Source organism: Geodermatophilus sp. URMC 62, from assembly GCF_052931475.1.
In genome coordinates this window covers 1,707,971-1,724,542 of the sequence record NZ_JBRFHY010000001.1, presented here as the reverse complement: position 1 = coordinate 1,724,542, position 16,572 = coordinate 1,707,971, and the positions used below count along the sequence as shown (strand labels likewise).

The 16,572-nt window shown below is 74.0% G+C and carries 10 protein-coding genes; 1 reads left to right on the top strand and 9 read right to left on the bottom strand.

The window, feature by feature from the left end; genetic code table 11:
* Positions 1-79: 79 nt before the first annotated feature.
* Both gyrA and gyrB read right to left on the bottom strand, forming a co-directional pair.
* Positions 80-2,548: a DNA gyrase subunit A gene (gene gyrA / locus ACU616_RS08225; RefSeq protein WP_446757986.1), complete on the bottom strand. Its 2,469-nt coding sequence runs from the start codon at positions 2,546-2,548 to the stop codon at positions 80-82.
* A gap of 110 nt (positions 2,549-2,658) precedes the next feature.
* The gene (gene gyrB / locus ACU616_RS08220) at positions 2,659-4,689 is read right to left on the bottom strand and encodes a DNA topoisomerase (ATP-hydrolyzing) subunit B (RefSeq protein WP_446757985.1); all 2,031 of its coding nucleotides are present in this window, start codon (positions 4,687-4,689) and stop codon (positions 2,659-2,661) included.
* A gap of 280 nt (positions 4,690-4,969) precedes the next feature.
* Here gyrB and ACU616_RS08215 point away from each other — a divergent pair, with 280 nt between their 5' ends.
* On the top strand, positions 4,970-6,487 hold the full coding sequence (locus tag ACU616_RS08215; RefSeq protein WP_446757984.1) for an SDR family oxidoreductase: 1,518 nt from the start codon (positions 4,970-4,972) through the stop codon (positions 6,485-6,487).
* 136 nt (positions 6,488-6,623) lie between these two features.
* Here the strand turns inward: ACU616_RS08215 and ACU616_RS08210 are convergent, their stop codons facing one another.
* From ACU616_RS08210 to dnaA, 7 genes are all read right to left on the bottom strand, one after another.
* Positions 6,624-8,459: an ABC transporter ATP-binding protein gene (locus ACU616_RS08210; protein WP_446757983.1), complete on the bottom strand. Its 1,836-nt coding sequence runs from the start codon at positions 8,457-8,459 to the stop codon at positions 6,624-6,626.
* A 26-nt stretch (positions 8,460-8,485) separates the two neighbouring features.
* Positions 8,486-9,403 (bottom strand): hypothetical protein, encoded by a 918-nt coding sequence (locus ACU616_RS08205; RefSeq protein WP_446757982.1) that lies wholly within the window; start codon positions 9,401-9,403, stop codon positions 8,486-8,488.
* Between the two features lie 45 nt (positions 9,404-9,448).
* Entirely contained in the window at positions 9,449-9,949 is a 501-nt protein-coding gene (locus ACU616_RS08200) for a DUF721 domain-containing protein (RefSeq protein ID WP_446757981.1), read from the bottom strand.
* Complete coding sequence (gene recF, locus ACU616_RS08195; RefSeq protein WP_446757980.1) at positions 9,942-11,102, bottom strand: DNA replication/repair protein RecF; 1,161 nt, start codon at positions 11,100-11,102, stop codon at positions 9,942-9,944. Before recF ends, ACU616_RS08200 begins: the two co-directional genes overlap by 8 nt.
* Before the next feature lie 159 nt (positions 11,103-11,261).
* Positions 11,262-12,305 (bottom strand): phosphogluconate dehydrogenase (NAD(+)-dependent, decarboxylating), encoded by a 1,044-nt coding sequence (gnd, locus tag ACU616_RS08190; protein WP_446757979.1) that lies wholly within the window; start codon positions 12,303-12,305, stop codon positions 11,262-11,264.
* A gap of 138 nt (positions 12,306-12,443) precedes the next feature.
* Complete coding sequence (gene dnaN / locus ACU616_RS08185) at positions 12,444-13,631, bottom strand: DNA polymerase III subunit beta (protein WP_446757978.1); 1,188 nt, start codon at positions 13,629-13,631, stop codon at positions 12,444-12,446.
* A 904-nt stretch (positions 13,632-14,535) separates the two neighbouring features.
* Positions 14,536-16,329 (bottom strand): chromosomal replication initiator protein DnaA, encoded by a 1,794-nt coding sequence (gene dnaA, locus ACU616_RS08180; RefSeq protein ID WP_446757977.1) that lies wholly within the window; start codon positions 16,327-16,329, stop codon positions 14,536-14,538.
* Between the last annotated feature and the right edge of the window lie 243 nt (positions 16,330-16,572).

Sequence of the window (16,572 nt, the reverse complement as noted above, 5' to 3'; positions counted from 1 at the left end):
GCCCGGGCGCCGGTTCCCGTCAGGAGGCCCGGGGGACGCGTGGCGCGCGGCCACGGTCCCCCCTGCTCCGGGTCCCACCCTAGGCGGCGGGCTCGTCGTTGTCCGTCGTGCGGGCGATCGCCACGATCGTCACGTCCTCGGGCAAGTTCATGAGCTTGACACCCATGGTGGCCCGGTCCTTGTTGTGGCGCACGCCGTTGACCGGCGTCCGGATGACGCCGCCGCCGGAGGTGATCGCGTAGAGCTCGTCGCCCAGCCGCACCGCCAGGGCCCCGACCAGGTTGCCCTTGCGCGCCTTGGGGTCGGCGGTGAGCACGCCCTTGCCGCCGCGGCCCTGCGGCGGGTAGTTCTCGATGCCGGTGCGCTTGGCGAAGCCGCGCTCGGTGGCGACCAGCACGTCGACACCCTCCTCGACCACCATCATCGACAGCAGGGAGTCGTCCGGCGACAGCGCGATGCCGCGGACACCCTCGGTGGCCCGGCCCATCGGCCGCAGCGTGGCGTCGTCGGCCTTGAACCGGATCGACATCGCCTTGCGGGTGACCAGCAGCAGGTCCTGGTCGGGGTCGATGAGCGCCGCGCCGACCAGCTCGTCGCTCTCGCGCAGGTTGATCGCGATGACGCCGCCGGTGCGAGGTGAGTCGAAGTCGGTGAGCCGGGTCTTCTTCACCTGGCCGTTCGCCGTGGCCAGGACCAGGTACGGAGCGACGCCGTAGTCCTTGATCTGCATGACCTGGGCGATCTTCTCGTCGGGCTGGAACGCCAGGATGTTGGCCACGTGCGCGCCGCGCGCGGTGCGGTTGGCCTCGGGCAGCTCGTAGGCCTTCGCGCGGTAGACCCGGCCCTTGTTGGTGAAGAAGAGGATCCAGTCGTGGGTGGAGCCCACGAAGAAGTGGTCGACGATGTCGTCCTGCTTGAGCTGGGCGCCCATGACGCCCTTGCCGCCGCGCCGCTGGGAGCGGTAGAGGTCGCTCTTGGTCCGCTTCGCGTAGCCGGTGCGGGTGATGGTGACGACGACCTCCTCCTCCGCGATGAGGTCCTCCATCGACACGTCGCCGTCGTTGGCGACGAACTGCGTGCGCCGGTCGTCGCCGTACTTCGCGACGATCTCGGCCAGCTCGTCGCGGACGATCTGCCGCTGCCGCTCCGGCGAGTCGAGGATGGCCTGCAGGTCGGCGATGCGGGCCTCGATCTCGGCCAGCTCGTCGAGGATCCGCTGCCGCTCCAGGGCCGCCAGCCGGCGCAGCTGCAGGTCGAGGATCGAGACCGCCTGGATCTCGTCGACGTCGAGCAGCTCCATCAGACCGGTCCGCGCCGCCTCCGCGGACTCGCTGTTGCGGATCAGCGCGATGACCGCGTCGAGCTGGTCGAGGGCCTTGGCGTAGCCGCGCAGGATGTGCGCGCGCTCCTCGGCCTTGCGCAGCCGGTAGCGGGTCCGCCGCTGGATGACCTCGATCTGGTGGAGCACCCAGTTCCGCACGAGCTCGTCGAGGCGCAGCGTGCGCGGCACGCCGTCGACGATCGAGAGCATGTTGCAGCCGAACGACGTCTGCAGCTGGGTGTGCTTGTAGAGGTTGTTCAGCACGACCTTGGCGACGGCGTCCCGGCGCAGCGTGATGACCAGCCGACGCCCGACGCGGTCGCTGGACTCGTCGGCGATCTCGCTGATGCCCTGCAGCCGCCCCTCCTTGACCCCCTCGGCGATCGCCTCGGCGAGGTTGTCCGGGTTGACCTGGTAGGGCAGCTCGGTGACGACCAGCTGCACCCGGCCGCGGGCGTCCTCCTCGACGGTGACCACCGCGCGCATGCGGACCGAGCCGCGGCCGGTGCGGTAGGCGTCCTCGATGCCCTCGCGGCCGACGATCAGGCCGTGGGTCGGGAAGTCGGGCCCCTTGATCCGCTCCATGCAGGCGGTGAGGGCCTCCTCCGGCTCCGCGTCGGGGTGGTCGAGCATCCAGAAGACGGCCTCGGCCACCTCGCGCAGGTTGTGCGGCGGCATGTTCGTGGCCATGCCGACCGCGATGCCGGCGGAGCCGTTGATCAGCAGGTTCGGGATGCGCGAGGGCAGGACGACCGGCTCCTGGGTGCGGCCGTCGTAGTTGCCCTGGAAGTCGACGGTCTCCTCGTCGATGCCGGCCAGCATCTCCATGGCCAACGGCGTCAGCCGGCACTCGGTGTACCGCATGGCCGCCGCCGGGTCGTTGCCCGGCGAGCCGAAGTTCCCCTGGCCGTCGATGAGCGGGTAGCGCATCGACCACGGCTGGGCGAGCCGCACCAGGGCGTCGTAGATCGCCGAGTCACCGTGGGGGTGGTAGTTGCCCATCACCTCGGCGACCGGACGGGCGCACTTGACGTACCCGCGGTCGGGGCGGAAGCCCTGGTCGTACATGGCGAACAGGACCCGCCGGTGCACCGGCTTGAGCCCGTCGCGGACCTCGGGCAGCGCGCGCCCCACGATCACGCTCATCGCGTAGTCGATGTAGCTGCGCTGCATCTCCTGCTGGAGGTCGACCGCCTCGACGCGGTCGCGACTCGGTGTCTCGGTCACGGTTCAGTTCTCCACAGTCGAAGAATGGGGTCGCAGATCAGCGCCGTGTGGCCCCCGTGCAGGGACCCACCGCGAGCGTGCGAGCAGTGGGGGGCACGGGGGTCCTTGCCTCACACGTCGAGGAACCGGACGTCCTTGGCGTTGCGGGTGATGAAGCTGCGGCGGGCCTCGACGTCCTCGCCCATGAGCACGCTGAAGATCTCGTCGGCGGCGGCGGCGTCCTCCAGGGTGACCTGCCGCAGGATCCGCGTCTCGGGGTTCATCGTGGTCTCCCACAGCTCGCTGGCGTTCATCTCGCCGAGCCCCTTGAACCGCTGGATCATCTCGTCCTTGATCTTGCGGCCGCTCTCGACGCCGGCCCGCACGACCGCGTCGCGCTCCCGGTCGCTGTAGGCGTACTCGTCACCGATCTTGCCGCCCCACTTGATCTTGTAGAGCGGGGGCTTGGCCAGGTAGACGTACTGGCCCTCGACCAGCGGCCGCATGAAGCGGAACAGCAGCGTCAGCAGCAGCGTGCTGATGTGCTGGCCGTCGACGTCGGCGTCGGCCATCAGCACGATCTTGTGGTAGCGGAGCTTGGTGAGGTCGAACTCGTCGTGGATGCCGGTGCCGAAGGCGGTGATCATCGACTGGACCTCGGTGTTCTTGAGCACCCGGTCGATGCGCGCCTTCTCGACGTTGATGATCTTCCCGCGGATCGGCAGGATCGCCTGGTACATCGAGTCGCGGCCGGACTTCGCCGAGCCGCCGGCGGAGTCCCCCTCGACGATGTAGACCTCGGAGTTGCGCGGGTCGGTGGACCGGCAGTCGGCCAGCTTCCCGGGCAGGCCGCTGACCGACAGCAGGCTCTTGCGGGCGAGCTTGCGGGCGTCCTGCGCGGCGCGGCGGGCCCGGGCGGCCGAGGCGGCCTTGGTGATGATCGTCTTCGCCTCGGTCGGGTTGGCCTCGAACCAGTGGCCGATCTGCTCGTTGCAGATCCGCTGCACGAAGCCCTTGACCTCGGTGTTGCCGAGCTTGGTCTTCGTCTGCCCCTCGAACTGCGGGTCGCCCAGCTTCACCGAGACGATCGCGGCCAGGCCCTCGCGGATGTCGTCGCCGGTGAGCTTGTCGTCCTTCTCCTTGAGCAGCTTCTTGTCCACCGCGTACCGGTTGACGATCGAGGTGAGCGCCGCGCGGAAGCCCTCCTCGTGGGTACCGCCCTCGTGGGTGTTGATCACGTTGGCGAAGGTGTGCACCGACTCGGAGTAGGCGTCGGACCACTGCATCGCGATGTCGACCGACATGGCCATGTCGTTCTTCCCGGTGCCCTCGGCGGAGAAGCCGATGACCGACTTATGGATCGCGGTCTTGCGCCGGTTGAGGTGGGTCACGAAGTCGACCAGGCCGCCGTCGTACCGGTAGGTGATCTCGGTCGGCTCGAAGGCCTCCTCGTCGGCCTCCACCGGCGCCGCCAGGGTGGCCAGCGACTCCTCGCCCACACCGGTCTCGGCCTTGCCGTGGCCGGGGCGCTCGTCGCGCAGGACGATGGTCAGGCCGGCGTTGAGGAAGGCCATCTCCTGCAGGCGGCGGTTGATGGTGTCGAACGAGTAGGTCGTCGTCTCGAAGATGCCGCCGTCGGCCCAGAAGGTGATCGCGGTACCGCGCTTCCGGGTCGGGCCGACCTCCTCCAGCGGGCCGGGCTTGGCCTCGGTGTATGACTGCTGCCACTCCCTGCCGTTGGTCCAGATCCGGACGTCGAGCCGGGTGGACAGGGCGTTGACGACGGTGACGCCGACGCCGTGCAGACCGCCGGAGACGCCGTAGCTCTTGCCGTCGAACTTCCCGCCCGCGTGCAGGACGGTCATGATCACCTCGACGGCCGGGCGCTTCTCGACGGGGTGCATGTCCACCGGGATGCCGCGGCCGTTGTCCTCGACGCGGACGCCGCCGTCGGCCAGCAGGGTGACGCGGACGGTGTCGCAGTAGCCGGCCAGCGCCTCGTCGACGGCGTTGTCGACGACCTCCCACACCATGTGGTGCAGGCCGCGCTCCCCGGTGGAGCCGATGTACATGCCGGGCCGCTTGCGGACCGCCTCGAGCCCCTCGAGGACGGTGATGGAGCTGCCGGAGTAGCTGTTGTCGGTCTGGGTCCGAGCGACCACGTGGGGCCCTTCTGTCGCGCTCCCGGCGCGGGCGCCTCCGGACGTGGAGGGGCCCCGGGGGCGCACAGCGCCACTGAGCCGGATGCTGGGGATTCCTGTCCTCCATGTTACCGGGTCCACCGACAGGAATGCCGCCGTCCACGCCCTGACGCGGCGTCTGCGCCACTCGCGGCACCGACTGCACCACCTGTGTTGGCCCGGGGGGCGACACGCCCGCCCAGGGCCGCTGGGCAGGTCGACCGGACGGCGCCGTCCGTCAGGGGCTCCCAGACTGGTCGACATGCAGCCCGCCGAGCGTGCACTCACCTGTCTGGTCACCGGCGCCACCGGCTACGTCGGGGGCCGCCTCGTTCCCGAGCTCCTGGCCGCCGGCCACCGCGTCCGGGTGTTCACCCGCTCACCGCGCAAGCTGCGCGACGTCCCGTGGAGCGGGCGGGTGGAGATGGCCGAGGGGGACGCCACCGACCCCGACGCCGTCGGCCGGGCCTGTGCGGGCGCCGACGTCGTCTACTACCTCATCCACTCCCTCGGCAGCGGCCCGGAGTTCGAGGAGAAGGACCGGCGGACGGCGCAGGTCGTGGCCCGGGCCGCGGAGGAGGCCGGCGTCGGGCGGCTGGTGTACCTCGGCGGGCTCGAGCCGGTGGACGAGGAGCTCTCCCCGCACCTGCGCAGCCGGGCCGAGGTCGCGGAGATCCTGCTGGCCTCCGGCGTGCCGACGGCGGTGCTGCGGGCGGCGGTCGTCCTGGGCTCGGGGTCGGTGTCGTTCGAGATGCTGCGCTACCTCACCGAGCGGCTGCCGGTCATGGTGACGCCCCGCTGGGTGCACAGCCGCATCCAGCCGATCGCCGTCCGCGACGTCCTGCGCTACCTGGTCGGGTGCGCCACGCTGCCGCCCGACGTGCACCGCTGCTTCGACATCGGCGGCCCCGACGTCATGGACTACGCCACGATGATGCAGCGCTACGCCGAGGTGACCGGCCTGCCGCGACGGCGGATCCTGCCGGTCCCGATCTTCTCGCCGTCGCTGTCGAGCCACTGGGTCGGCGTCATCACCCCGGTGCCGGCGGCCATCGCCCGGCCGCTGGTCGAGTCGCTGCGCAACACCGTCGTCTGCTCCGAGCACGACATCGCGCGGTACGTGCCCGACCCGCCCGGCGGGCTGCTCGGGTTCGACGAGGCGGTGCGGCTGGCGGTGCTGAAGGTCCGCAACAACGCCGTCGACACCCGGTGGACCGGGGCCTCGGTGCCCGGGGCGCCGTCGGACCCGCTGCCCAGCGACCCGGACTGGGCCGGCGGCAGCCTCTACCTCGACGAGCGGACCCGGGAGACCGACGCCTCGCCGGAGGCACTGTGGCGGGTGGTCGAGGGCATCGGCGGGGAGGCCGGCTGGTACAGCTTCCCGCTGGCCTGGGAGGTGCGCGGGTGGCTGGACCGCGCGGTGGGCGGCGTCGGCCTGCGCCGGGGACGGCGCGACCCCAGCGACCTCCACGTCGGCGACGCGCTGGATTGGTGGCGGGTCGAGGAGCTGGAGGAGGGTCTGCTGCTGCGGCTGCGCGCGGAGATGCGGCTGCCCGGCCTGGCCTGGCTCGAGTTCCACGTGGAACGAGCCGGCTCCGGCCGCACCCGGCTGCGGCAGAAGGCGACGTTCCACCCGCTGGGCCTGCTCGGCCAGCTCTACTGGTGGAGCATCTCGCCGTTCCACGGCATCGTCTTCGGCAGCATGATCCGCAACATCTGCCGCACGGCCGAGGCGCTCGAGGCCGGCGACGAGCGCGCCGCCACCGACCGCGCCGCCTGACGGCGGGGCCGTCCTCCCCCACCGCTGGACGGGCCGGGCCGGGCGGCGTCCTCCCGCACCGCAGCGCGTCCTCCCGCACCGCCCACCGTCAGGGAGGACGCGCGACGATCAGGGTCCCTGATCGTCGCGTCGCTGCTCACACCAGCAGCTGGGCGGCGGCCAGCTCGCGGTAGAGCGGGCTGGACCCCACCAGCTCCGCGTGCGTCCCGCGGGCGACCACCCGGCCGGCGTCCAGGACGACGATCTGGTCGCTGTCGAGCACGGTGGACAGCCGGTGGGCGACGACCAGCAGCGCGCGGTCGGCGGCCGCGGCGGCCAGCGTCTCGCGCAGCAGCCCCTCGTTGCGGGCGTCGAGGCTGGCCGTCGGCTCGTCGAGCAGCAGCAGCGCCGGGCGGGCCAGCAGCGACCGGGCGATCGCCAGCCGCTGCCGCTCCCCGCCCGACAGCAGCACGCCCTCGTCGCCGACCGGGACGTCGAGGCCCCGGGGTGAGCGCTGCACCACCCCGGTCAGGCCGACGTCGGCCAGCACCGCCCACAGCTCGTCGTCGGCGGCGTGTGGCGAGGCCAGCAGCAGGTTCTCGCGCACCGTGCCGGCCAGCACCGGCGCCTCCTGCTCGACGTAGCCCAGCCGGGCCCGCAGCCCCGCGCGCGGCAGCTCCCGGACGTCGGTGCCGGCCCACCGGATCACCCCGCCGGTGAGCGGGTAGAAGCCCTCGACCAGCGCCAGGACCGTGGACTTGCCCGCGCCCGAGGGGCCGACCAGGGCCACCCGGCTGCCGGCCGGCACGGCGAGGGACACCCCCCGCAGCACCTCCGTGCCGTCCGGGTAGGCGAAGGAGACGTCGTCGAGGTCGAGCAGCGGGGCGCCCGGCGCCGGACGGCGCGGCACCGTCACGGCCGCGCCCACCTCCGGGACGTCGTCGCGCTCGGGCTCCAGCGCCAGGACCTCCTGCACGCGGGCCAGCGCCCCCAGCCCGGTCTGCAGCTGCGTCCACGCCCCGATCGCCTGCCCCAGGGGCATGACCAGCAGGAACAGGTAGAGGATGAACGCGACCAGGTCGGCGACGGCGATCGAGCCGGTGGCCACCCGGTAGCCGCCGAGGCCCAGGACGGCGAGGAACGCCCCCTGGACGGCGATCGACCCGGCCGGCGCCACGAGCGCCTGCACCCGGGCCACCGAGACGCCGGCCCGGTAGGCCCGCGCCGCGCTCTCCCCCACGCCGCTCACCTCGCGGGCGGTGGCCCCGCTGGCCCGGATGGTGCGCACCGCCGACAGCGCCCGCTCGACGGCCGCCGTCATCGCGCCGACCTCCTCCTGGGCCTGGCGGGACAGCCGGCGCACCCGCCGGCTGGTGCTCACCACCACGACCAGCCCCACCCCGACGGCGGCCACGGTGACCAGCAGCAGCCACACGTCGACCAGTGCCATGGCCACCAGCGCGCCGACGCCGACGACGGCCGACCCGACCACCTCGACCACGCCGGAGGTGACCGTGGCCCGCAGCATCGTGGTGTCGGCGCCGATGCGGGACATCAGGTCGCCGGTGCGGCGGCGGTCGTACTCGGCGACCGGCAGCCGCAGCAGCCGGTCGGCCAGCGTGCGGCGGGTGGTGAGGACCACGCCCTCCCCCGTGCGCTGCAGCAGGTAGGACTGCAGCGCGTTGAGGACCGCCCCGGCGACCAGGACCAGCAGCAGCGCCGCGACCGCGGGCAGCAGCGGCCGGCCCGCGCCGACGGCGGAGATGACCCGGCCGGTCAGCGCCGGCTGGGCGAGCGCGGCGGCCGCACCGACCAGCGACAGCCCGGCCGCCAGCAGCAGCGGACGGCGGTGCGGCCGGACCAGCGGCAGCAGCTCCCGCAGCCCGGCCACCGGACCCGGGGCCGGACCCGGGCTCGGCGGCCGGCCGGCCGGCGGCGGCCCGTCCGGCGGCGGTCCCTCGGCGGCTCCGGCTCCGTCGGCGGTGGTGGCCACGTCGGGCTCGGTCGCCGGACGCCGGCTCAGGCGACGCCGGCCAGGGCGGCGACCATGGCACCGAGCAGCCGCGCGTGGTGCTCGAGCAGCTCGGGCCGGTGGCCGTCGGGCCGGATCGCCGCGAGGTGCCCGGCGGCGACCCAGAACTCGTCGCCGTCGTCGGTGCCCAGCAGCAGCCCGCGCACGGCCGGGTCGGCCACCAGCCGGCGCACCGCGTCGCCGTCCTCGGCGGCCAGCAGCAGCCACCGCGCGTCGAACGCCTCGTCCCCGCTGGGGACCTGCACCAGCCCGCCGGTGCCGTGCCGCCAGAAGCGGGCCGGGGACAGCCGCAGGCCCGGCAGCGGCAGCAGCACCGGCGCGGCGGTGACCGCCCACTGGGGAACGGTGTACCGCTTGTCGGCGAAGACGACGTCGAAGGCCACCAGCTCCAGCGACCCGGCCCGCCCGCGCATCACCCCGGCCGGCCGGTGGTCCTTCGTGGCGCGGACCGGTGCGGTCGCGACGAGCTCGGCGAGGACGGCGTCCTCCGGCGCGGTGCCGTCGGAGACGGTCCAGCCGTGCTGCAGCGCCCAGCCCTGCGCGCCCACCGTGTCGCCCTGGTAGCGGAACACCTGCTCGACCACCGACGGCGGGCGCGGCCGGCCGCCCCGGAGCAGCCCGCCCGGCTGCTCGGCGGCGACCTGCTGGGCGGCCTCCGGACCGGTGGGCCGGTGCTCGTCCCCGGCCGGCGGCAGGTCCCAGCCGGCCGGCCGCCAGGCGCCGGCACCGGAGCCGGCGGCCGGCCCTCCCTTGGTCAGGTCGACCCCGTCGTCCCCCCGGCCGCCGCTGCCGTCCCCGTCACCGAGGTGGGCCGGCTCCTGCCAGCCGTCGGGCCGGCCACCGCCGTCGCGGTCGTGCTCGCTGCGGTCGTGCTCGCCGCGGTCGTGCTCGTGCGGGCCGCTCATCGCTGCACCGTCCTCCCGGGCGCCCGGCTCCTGCCGGGCACGCCCTCATCCGTACGTGTCGCGTGGCCCCCGCCCGCGCACCGACCGCGGGCCCTTCTTCCAGCTCGGGGCCGTCGGTCCGACAACGCGCAGCCGGGTCACGACGTCCCCGCCGACCTGCGCGCGCAGCCGGGCGAGGATGGTCGGCGCCAGCAGCCGCAGCTGGGTGGCCCAGGCGGTGGACTCGGCGACGACGAGCAGCTCGCCCTCGGTGAGCGTCTCGGGGCGGCAGTGGGCCGCGATGTCCGCGCCCACGAGCGCCGACCAGCGCCCGAACACCGCCCCGACCCGCGTCTGCTCCGACCAGTCCTGCGTGCTGACCAGGGAGTCGACCAGCCGGGCCAGCGGCTGCGGGTCGTCGTCGCCGGGACGGGGCCCGGTCCAGTTCCGCCGCGGCCCGGCCACCCGGCGGCGGGTGGGGGCCGGCCGCGCCGCCGACGCCGCCCGGGCCGCCTCGAGCGCGGCGCGGGCGATGTCGCTGGGCCGGGCCGGCCGCTGCTCAGCCACGGTCGGCCGCCTCGACCAGCGTCGCCGTCCCGTCGGAGACCTCCACGCGCGCTCCTCTCAGCTCCTCGGGCACGTCGTCGAGCACGGCCGCGGTGATGAGCGTCTGCTCCGCCGAGCGGGCGACCTCGGCCAGCGCGGCCCGCCGCCCGGCGTCCAGGGTGGCGAAGACGTCGTCCAGGACCAGGATCGGCTCCTCGTCGTCGGCCCGCAGCAGGCCGAAGCAGCCCAGCTTCAGCGCCAGCGCCAGCGACCAGGACTCGCCGTGGCTGGCGAAGCCCTTGGCCGGTGCGGGCCCCAGGTGCAGGACCAGGTCGTCGCGGTGCGGGCCGACCAGCGTCACCCCGCGGTCGACCTCCTCGCGGCGCCGCTCGGCGATCCGCTCGCGCAGCGCCGCCGACAGCTCGGCGGCCGTCGGCGTCGGGACGCCGGGGGCCGGCGGTGACCCGTCGCCGGCCAGCGGCACGCTGCCGGCGTAGCCGAGGGCGGCGGGTGCCGCGCCGGCGCCCGCGACGCCGGCGTAGGCGCGGGCCACGTGCGGCGCCAGGTCGGCGACCAGCGCCAGGCGGGCGGCCAGGAGCTGGCCGCCGAGCTCGACGAGGTGGGCGTCCCAGACGTCGAGGGTGGCCAGGGCGTCGCCGCGGGCCAGCCGGGCGGTCTTGAGCAGGGCGTTGCGCTGCTTGAGCACCCGGTCGTAGTCGCTGCGGACGCCGGCCAGCCGCGGGGTGCGGCTGACCAGCAGGTCGTCGAGGAAGCGCCGCCGCTCCGCCGGGTCGCCGCGCACCAGCGCGAGGTCCTCCGGGGCGAACAGCACGCTCTTGACCAGGCCCAGCAGCTCGCGGGGCCGCGGCAGCGCGGCCCGGTTCACCCGTACCCGGTTGGCCCTGCCCGGGTTCACCTCCACCTCGACCAGCAGCTCCCGGTCCTCGCGCCGCAGCGCCGCCCGGACGACGGCCTGCGACGCGCCGTGCCGCACCAGCGGGGCGTCGGCCGACACGCGGTGGCTGCTCATGGTCGCGAGGTAGCCGACGGCCTCCACGAGGTTGGTCTTGCCCTCCCCGTTGCGGCCGACGAACACCGTGGGGCCGGGTCGCAGCGCCAGGTCGACCTTCTCCCAGTTGCGGAAGTCGACGAGCTGGAGGTGCCGGACGTACACCTCAGACCCGGCCCACCGGTGCGGTGCGGGAACGGCGCTCCGGTGACCGGAGGGAACGGCCCCCTTGCAGACGAAGGACCCTCGTGCCCCCCACCGCTCGCCGGCTCGCGGCGGGACCCTGCACGAGGGCCGACGTGCGGGGGGCAAGGGGGTCCTTCCTCATGCGGGGCGCTCGACCTCCTGCGACTGCACGGCGTGCACCGAGTGCCCGCCGAACTGGTTGCGCAGCGCGGCCACCGCCTTCATGGTCGGCGAGTCCTCCTGCCGGGAGGAGAAGCGGGCGAACAGCGAGGCGGCGATCGCCGGCATGGGGACGGCGTGGTCGATGGCCTCCATGACCGTCCACCGGCCCTCACCGGAGTCCTCGGCGTACCCGGTGATCTTCTCCAGGTTCGGGTCCTCCTGCAGCGCGCGCACCAGCAGGTCCAGCAGCCACGAGCGGATGACGGTGCCCTGGGTCCACGAGGCGATGACGCCCGGGACGTCCTCGACGAGGTCGACGGCGGCCAGCAGCTCGTAGCCCTCGCCGTAGGCCTGCATCATCGCGTACTCGATGCCGTTGTGGACCATCTTCGCGTAGTGGCCGGCCCCGACCGGGCCGGCGTGCACGAACCCGGCGCCCGGGACGGCCTGGCCCGACGCGTCGGTCGGTGACGGCGGCTTGAGCGCGTCGAAGACCGGCTGCACCTTGGCGACGTCCTCTCCGGAGCCGCCGACCATCAGCGCGTAGCCGTTCTCCAGGCCCCACACGCCACCGGAGACGCCGACGTCGACGTAGCCGATGCCCTTCTCGCCCAGCATCTCCGCGTGCACCTTGTCGTCGGTGAACTTGGAGTTGCCGCCGTCGACGACGACGTCGCCGGGCTCGAGCAGCTCACCGAGCTGGCGCACCGTCTGCCGCGTCGGTTCACCGGCGGGGACCATCACCCACACCACGCGCGGTGCCGACAGCGCGCCGACCAGCGCCTCCAGGCTGTCGACGTCCCGTCTGCCCGGCGTGCGGTCGTACCCGACCACCTCGTGACCGGCGCGGCGCACCCGCTCGGCCATGTTGCCGCCCATCTTGCCCAGCCCGATCAGCCCCAGCTGCACGGCTCTCGTCCTTCCCTCGCGGTCGTCGTGGCCCGGGCGCACGCGCCGGTGCGCCGCCCGCGCTGTGCGGTGCCCGGCCGCACCGCTCGGGACACCTCCCGGTCGGGACACACCCGGTCCGGACACGCCCGGTCCGGACACCTGGCGACGCCGGCCCCGCTCCGTGGCCGCACCGGCCCTGCCCGGTGGCCCGCCCCTCAGGGGCCCGCGCCGAGCTCGCGAGGCGTGGGGGGAGAGGTGGTCCTTCGATCAGCCGGGCAGCCGCACCGGCATGATCAGGTACCGGTAGCTGCCCGGGCGGTCGGCGGGCCGCGACGCGCCGTCCCCGTCGTCGGCGGCCGGGTCCTCGACCCCGGAGAGCACGGCGGGCTTGAGCGGGCTGGTGAAGTCCATCCGCGCTCGCCCGGTGTGCACCGCGGCCAGCCCGTCGAGCAGGAACGTCGGGTTGAAGCCGATGGTCAGCGGGTCGCCGTCGAACTCGACGTCGCAGCGCTCCTCGGCCTGGCCCTCGTCGTCGCTGCCGCCGGCGCGCAGCGTGACCTGCCCCGGGGTGAACTCGCAGCGCAGCGGGGTGCCCCGCTCGGCGACCAGCGCCACGCGCTTGGCGGCGTCGGTGAACTGGACGACCGGGAGGGTCGCGTTCGCGCTCGACTCGCTCGGCATGATCGCCCGGTACTTGACGAACTCGGCGTCGAGCAGCCGGGTGGTGGTCTGCCGGTCCTTGCCCGACAGGCCCAGGATGCCCTCGCCCGAGCCGCCGGAGGACAGCGAGACGACGATCTCCGGCCCGCTGGTCAGCGTCCGGGCCGCCTCGGCCAGCGTGCGCGCGGGCACCAGCACCGCCGCCGAGACGCCCGCGCTCTCCGGACGCCAGGCGAACTCCCGCACGGCCAGCCGGTAGCGGTCGGTGGCGGCCAGGGTCACCCGGTCGTCGTCGATCTCCAGCCGCACACCGGTGAGCATCGGGAGGGTGTCGTCGCGCCCGGCGGCGACGGCGACCTGGGCCACCGCCTCGGCGAAGACGTCGCTGTCGACCACCCCGGCCGACGACGGCATGGCCGGCAGGGACGGGTAGTCCTCGACCGGCAGCGTGGGCAGGCTGAAGCGGGCGTTGCCACAGGTGATGGACAGCCGGGGGCCCTCGGCGCGGACGTCGACGGGGTGCGGCGGCAGCGCCCGGGTGATCTCGGCCAGCAGCCGGCCGGGGACGAGCACGCGTCCGCTCTCCCCGCTCTGCACGTCGACCTCCGCGCGCGCGGAGACCTCGTAGTCGAAGCCGGACACCGACAGCTGGCTGCCGTCCACCTCGAGCAGGATGCCGGCGAGCACCGGCACCGACGGCCGCGGCGGGAGGCTGCGCGCCGTCCACGCGACGGCATCGGCGAGCACCTCGCGTGTCACCCGGAACTCCATGACCGACCCACCCCAGCTCTGCACGGTCCACTGCTGTCTGTGCACCGTGCGGCCCGTGCCCACCGGTCGCGGTGCGTCGTTCATCGTGCCCGTCCGGCGACCGTGCGGGGAACCCGGGACCCGATCGAGGCCCTCGCCGTCCTGCTGTCCCCTGCCCCGGGAGCGTCCCGCGGGCGCCCCGGTCCGGAGCTTCCCCACCCCTACTGGGGTTCGAGAAGACCCGGATCTCTCTCCCTCATCTCCGTCATCACCGGTGTGGAAGCTGGGGATCGGGCCCCTTCGCGCAGGTCAGCGCGGAAGTCGACATGTTGGTCCGGTGTGGGCAACCGGTGTCCCGCTGTTGTCGACACGTGGACATCTCGACGGCCGTGCACAGCGACCGGCCGTCGTCCACGCGCCGTCCCCCGTCTCCCCACCCCCGATCCCCAGTCCGTGCCCAGGGCCGGCGGGCGTTCCGGGTACCGCGCCCCGGTCCGGGCGGTGCGATCGGGCGAAAGCCCAGCTCAGCACGGCAGACGGCGGCTCCGTGCACACCTGGGGAGGAGCCTGGGGACGGCACCCGGTGCCAGGGGTGCGGAGCGACCGGGCGCTTCCGCACCGGTCGCGATCTCCCCAGGGTGTGCACATCCCTGGGGACAACTCCTCGACCTGTCGACAGCCGGGAGGCCGGTGATCGGCCCGGATGCCCGCGATGGCGGGGTGGGGAGCGGTGTGCCCGTCGTCCCCGGGCTGTGGACAGCCGGCGGCACTCCGGCGTCTCGCAGGTGGACGGCCCCCCCGCCTGTGCCCCGACGCCGTGCGCCCGCGCACCGTCGCGCGGCCACGTCCCGGGCCCCGGCGCACACCGTCCCCGGCGAACGGAGGTGGGCTCAGCTCGGCCGGGGGACGGCTCGCGGCCGCGGTGCCGTCCGGGAGGACGACGCCGCCGTCACTGCCGGGCGCGGCTCTTGATCCGCGCGGTCAGCTCGGTGACCTGCGTGTACGTCGCGCGGCGCTCACTCATCAGGTTGGTGATCTTCTTGACCGCGTGCATGACCGTGGTGTGGTCCTTGCCGCCGAAGGAGGCCCCGATCCGCGGCAGGGACAGCTCGGTGAGCTCCCGGCACAGGTACATGGCGATCTGGCGGGCGTTGACCAGCGTGCGACTGCGGTTGGAGCCCTGCAGCTCCTCCATCGTCACGGAGAAGTACTCGGCGGTGGCCGCCATGATGATCGCCGCGGTGATCTGCGGGCCCTGCTCGTCGCTGATCAGGTCCTTGAGCACCAGCTCGGCCAGCGGCAGGTCCACCTGCTGCTTGTTCAGCGAGGCGAACGCGGTCACCCGGATCAGCGCGCCCTCGAGCTCGCGGATGTTGGTCTGCACCTTGCTGGCGATGAACTCCAGCACCGGGTCGGGCGCCTGCAGCCGCTCCCCGTAGGCCTTCTTCCGCAGGATGGCGATGCGGGTCTCGAGGTCCGGTGCCTGGACGTCGGTGATCAGCCCCCACTCGAACCGCGTGCGCAGCCGGTCCTCCAGCGTCGTCAGCTTCTTCGGCGCGCGGTCGGAGGTGATGACGATCTGCTTGCTGGCGTTGTGCAGCGTGTTGAAGGTGTGGAAGAACTCCTCCTGCGTCCGCTCGGCGCGCTCCAGGAACTGGATGTCGTCGATGAGCAGGAAGTCGATGTCCCGGTAGCGGCGGCGGAAGTCCTCGGCCCGGCCGGAGTGCACCAGGTTGATGAACTCGTTGGTGAACTCCTCGGTGCTCACGTAGCGCACCCGGACGTTGGGGAACATCCGCGCCGCGTAGTGCCCGATGGCGTGCAGCAGGTGCGTCTTGCCCAGCCCGGAGTCGCCGTAGACGAACAGCGGGTTGTAGGCGCGCGCCGGGGCCTCGGCGACGGCGACCGCCGCGGCGTGGGCGAAGCGGTTGCTGTTGCCGATGACGAAGCTGTCGAAGACGTACTTGGGGTTCAGGCCCGGGTCCAGGCCCGGCGGACGGCGGTCGCCGAACAGCGGCACCGCCCCGCCGCCCCCGCGGCCGCCGGTGCTGCGCCGCGGCGGGACGTCGTCGTCCTCGGGCGGGCCGGCGGGGACGTCGTCGCCGAGGTCGAAGGGCAGCACCTCGGCCCCCTCCCCGGGGCGCGGCCCGCGCCGGCGCCCGCTGCTGCGGTTGCGGCCGGCGGGGCTCCAGTCGGTGGCGCCCCAGTCCTCGGTCCCCGGGCGCTCGGCCGGCTCGCCACCGGCCGGGGCCGCCGGCGCGTCGTAGGCCGGCCGGTCGTACGGGCCGTCGTAGGAGGGCGCCGGCTCGTAGCCGGCACCGTCGAAGGAGCGGTCCAGCGGGCGCGCGTCGCTGCGGACGCCGAACGCGCTGCGCCCGTCGTCGGCCCGCTCGCGGTCCTCGTCGCCGGGCCGGCCCTCGGCCGACGGCGTCCACGGCCGGCGGGTCGGCGGGGGCTCCTCGCGCCCGGCCGGGACGTCGGCGGGGCTGTCCTCCAGCTGCACGGCGACGCGGATGTCGCGGCCGAACTGCTCGGACAGCGCCTCGGCCAGCACCCGGCGCATGCGCGACTCGAGCACGGTCTGGGTGAACTCGTTGGGTGCGGCCAGCACCGCGGTGTCCTCGACCAGCCCCAGCGGGCGGGTGAGGTTGAGCATCGCGTTCTGCTGCCGGGTCAGGCTGGTGGCCAGCCGTTCGCGGACCGAGTCCCAGACCGTCGCCAGTTCGACCGTGGCATCGGCCATGACCGTGTCCTCCCCAAGCAGTTCGTTCCCCGTCGTCGGCACACCCGACGTCCCGGGAGCCGGCCCGGTGCCCGCTCCGCGCGGGTCGCGGCTGCCCGGTTGTGGACATCCGGACACACGGGTTCCACACGAGTGTCCACAGGCTGTGCACGGCCGGCGACCCGGCGCTCGGACACCCGCTCCAACGGGCTGCCTCCGTGCGTCGTCGCTGGTCGGGAGGGAGATCGGGATGCGGCTCGGGGC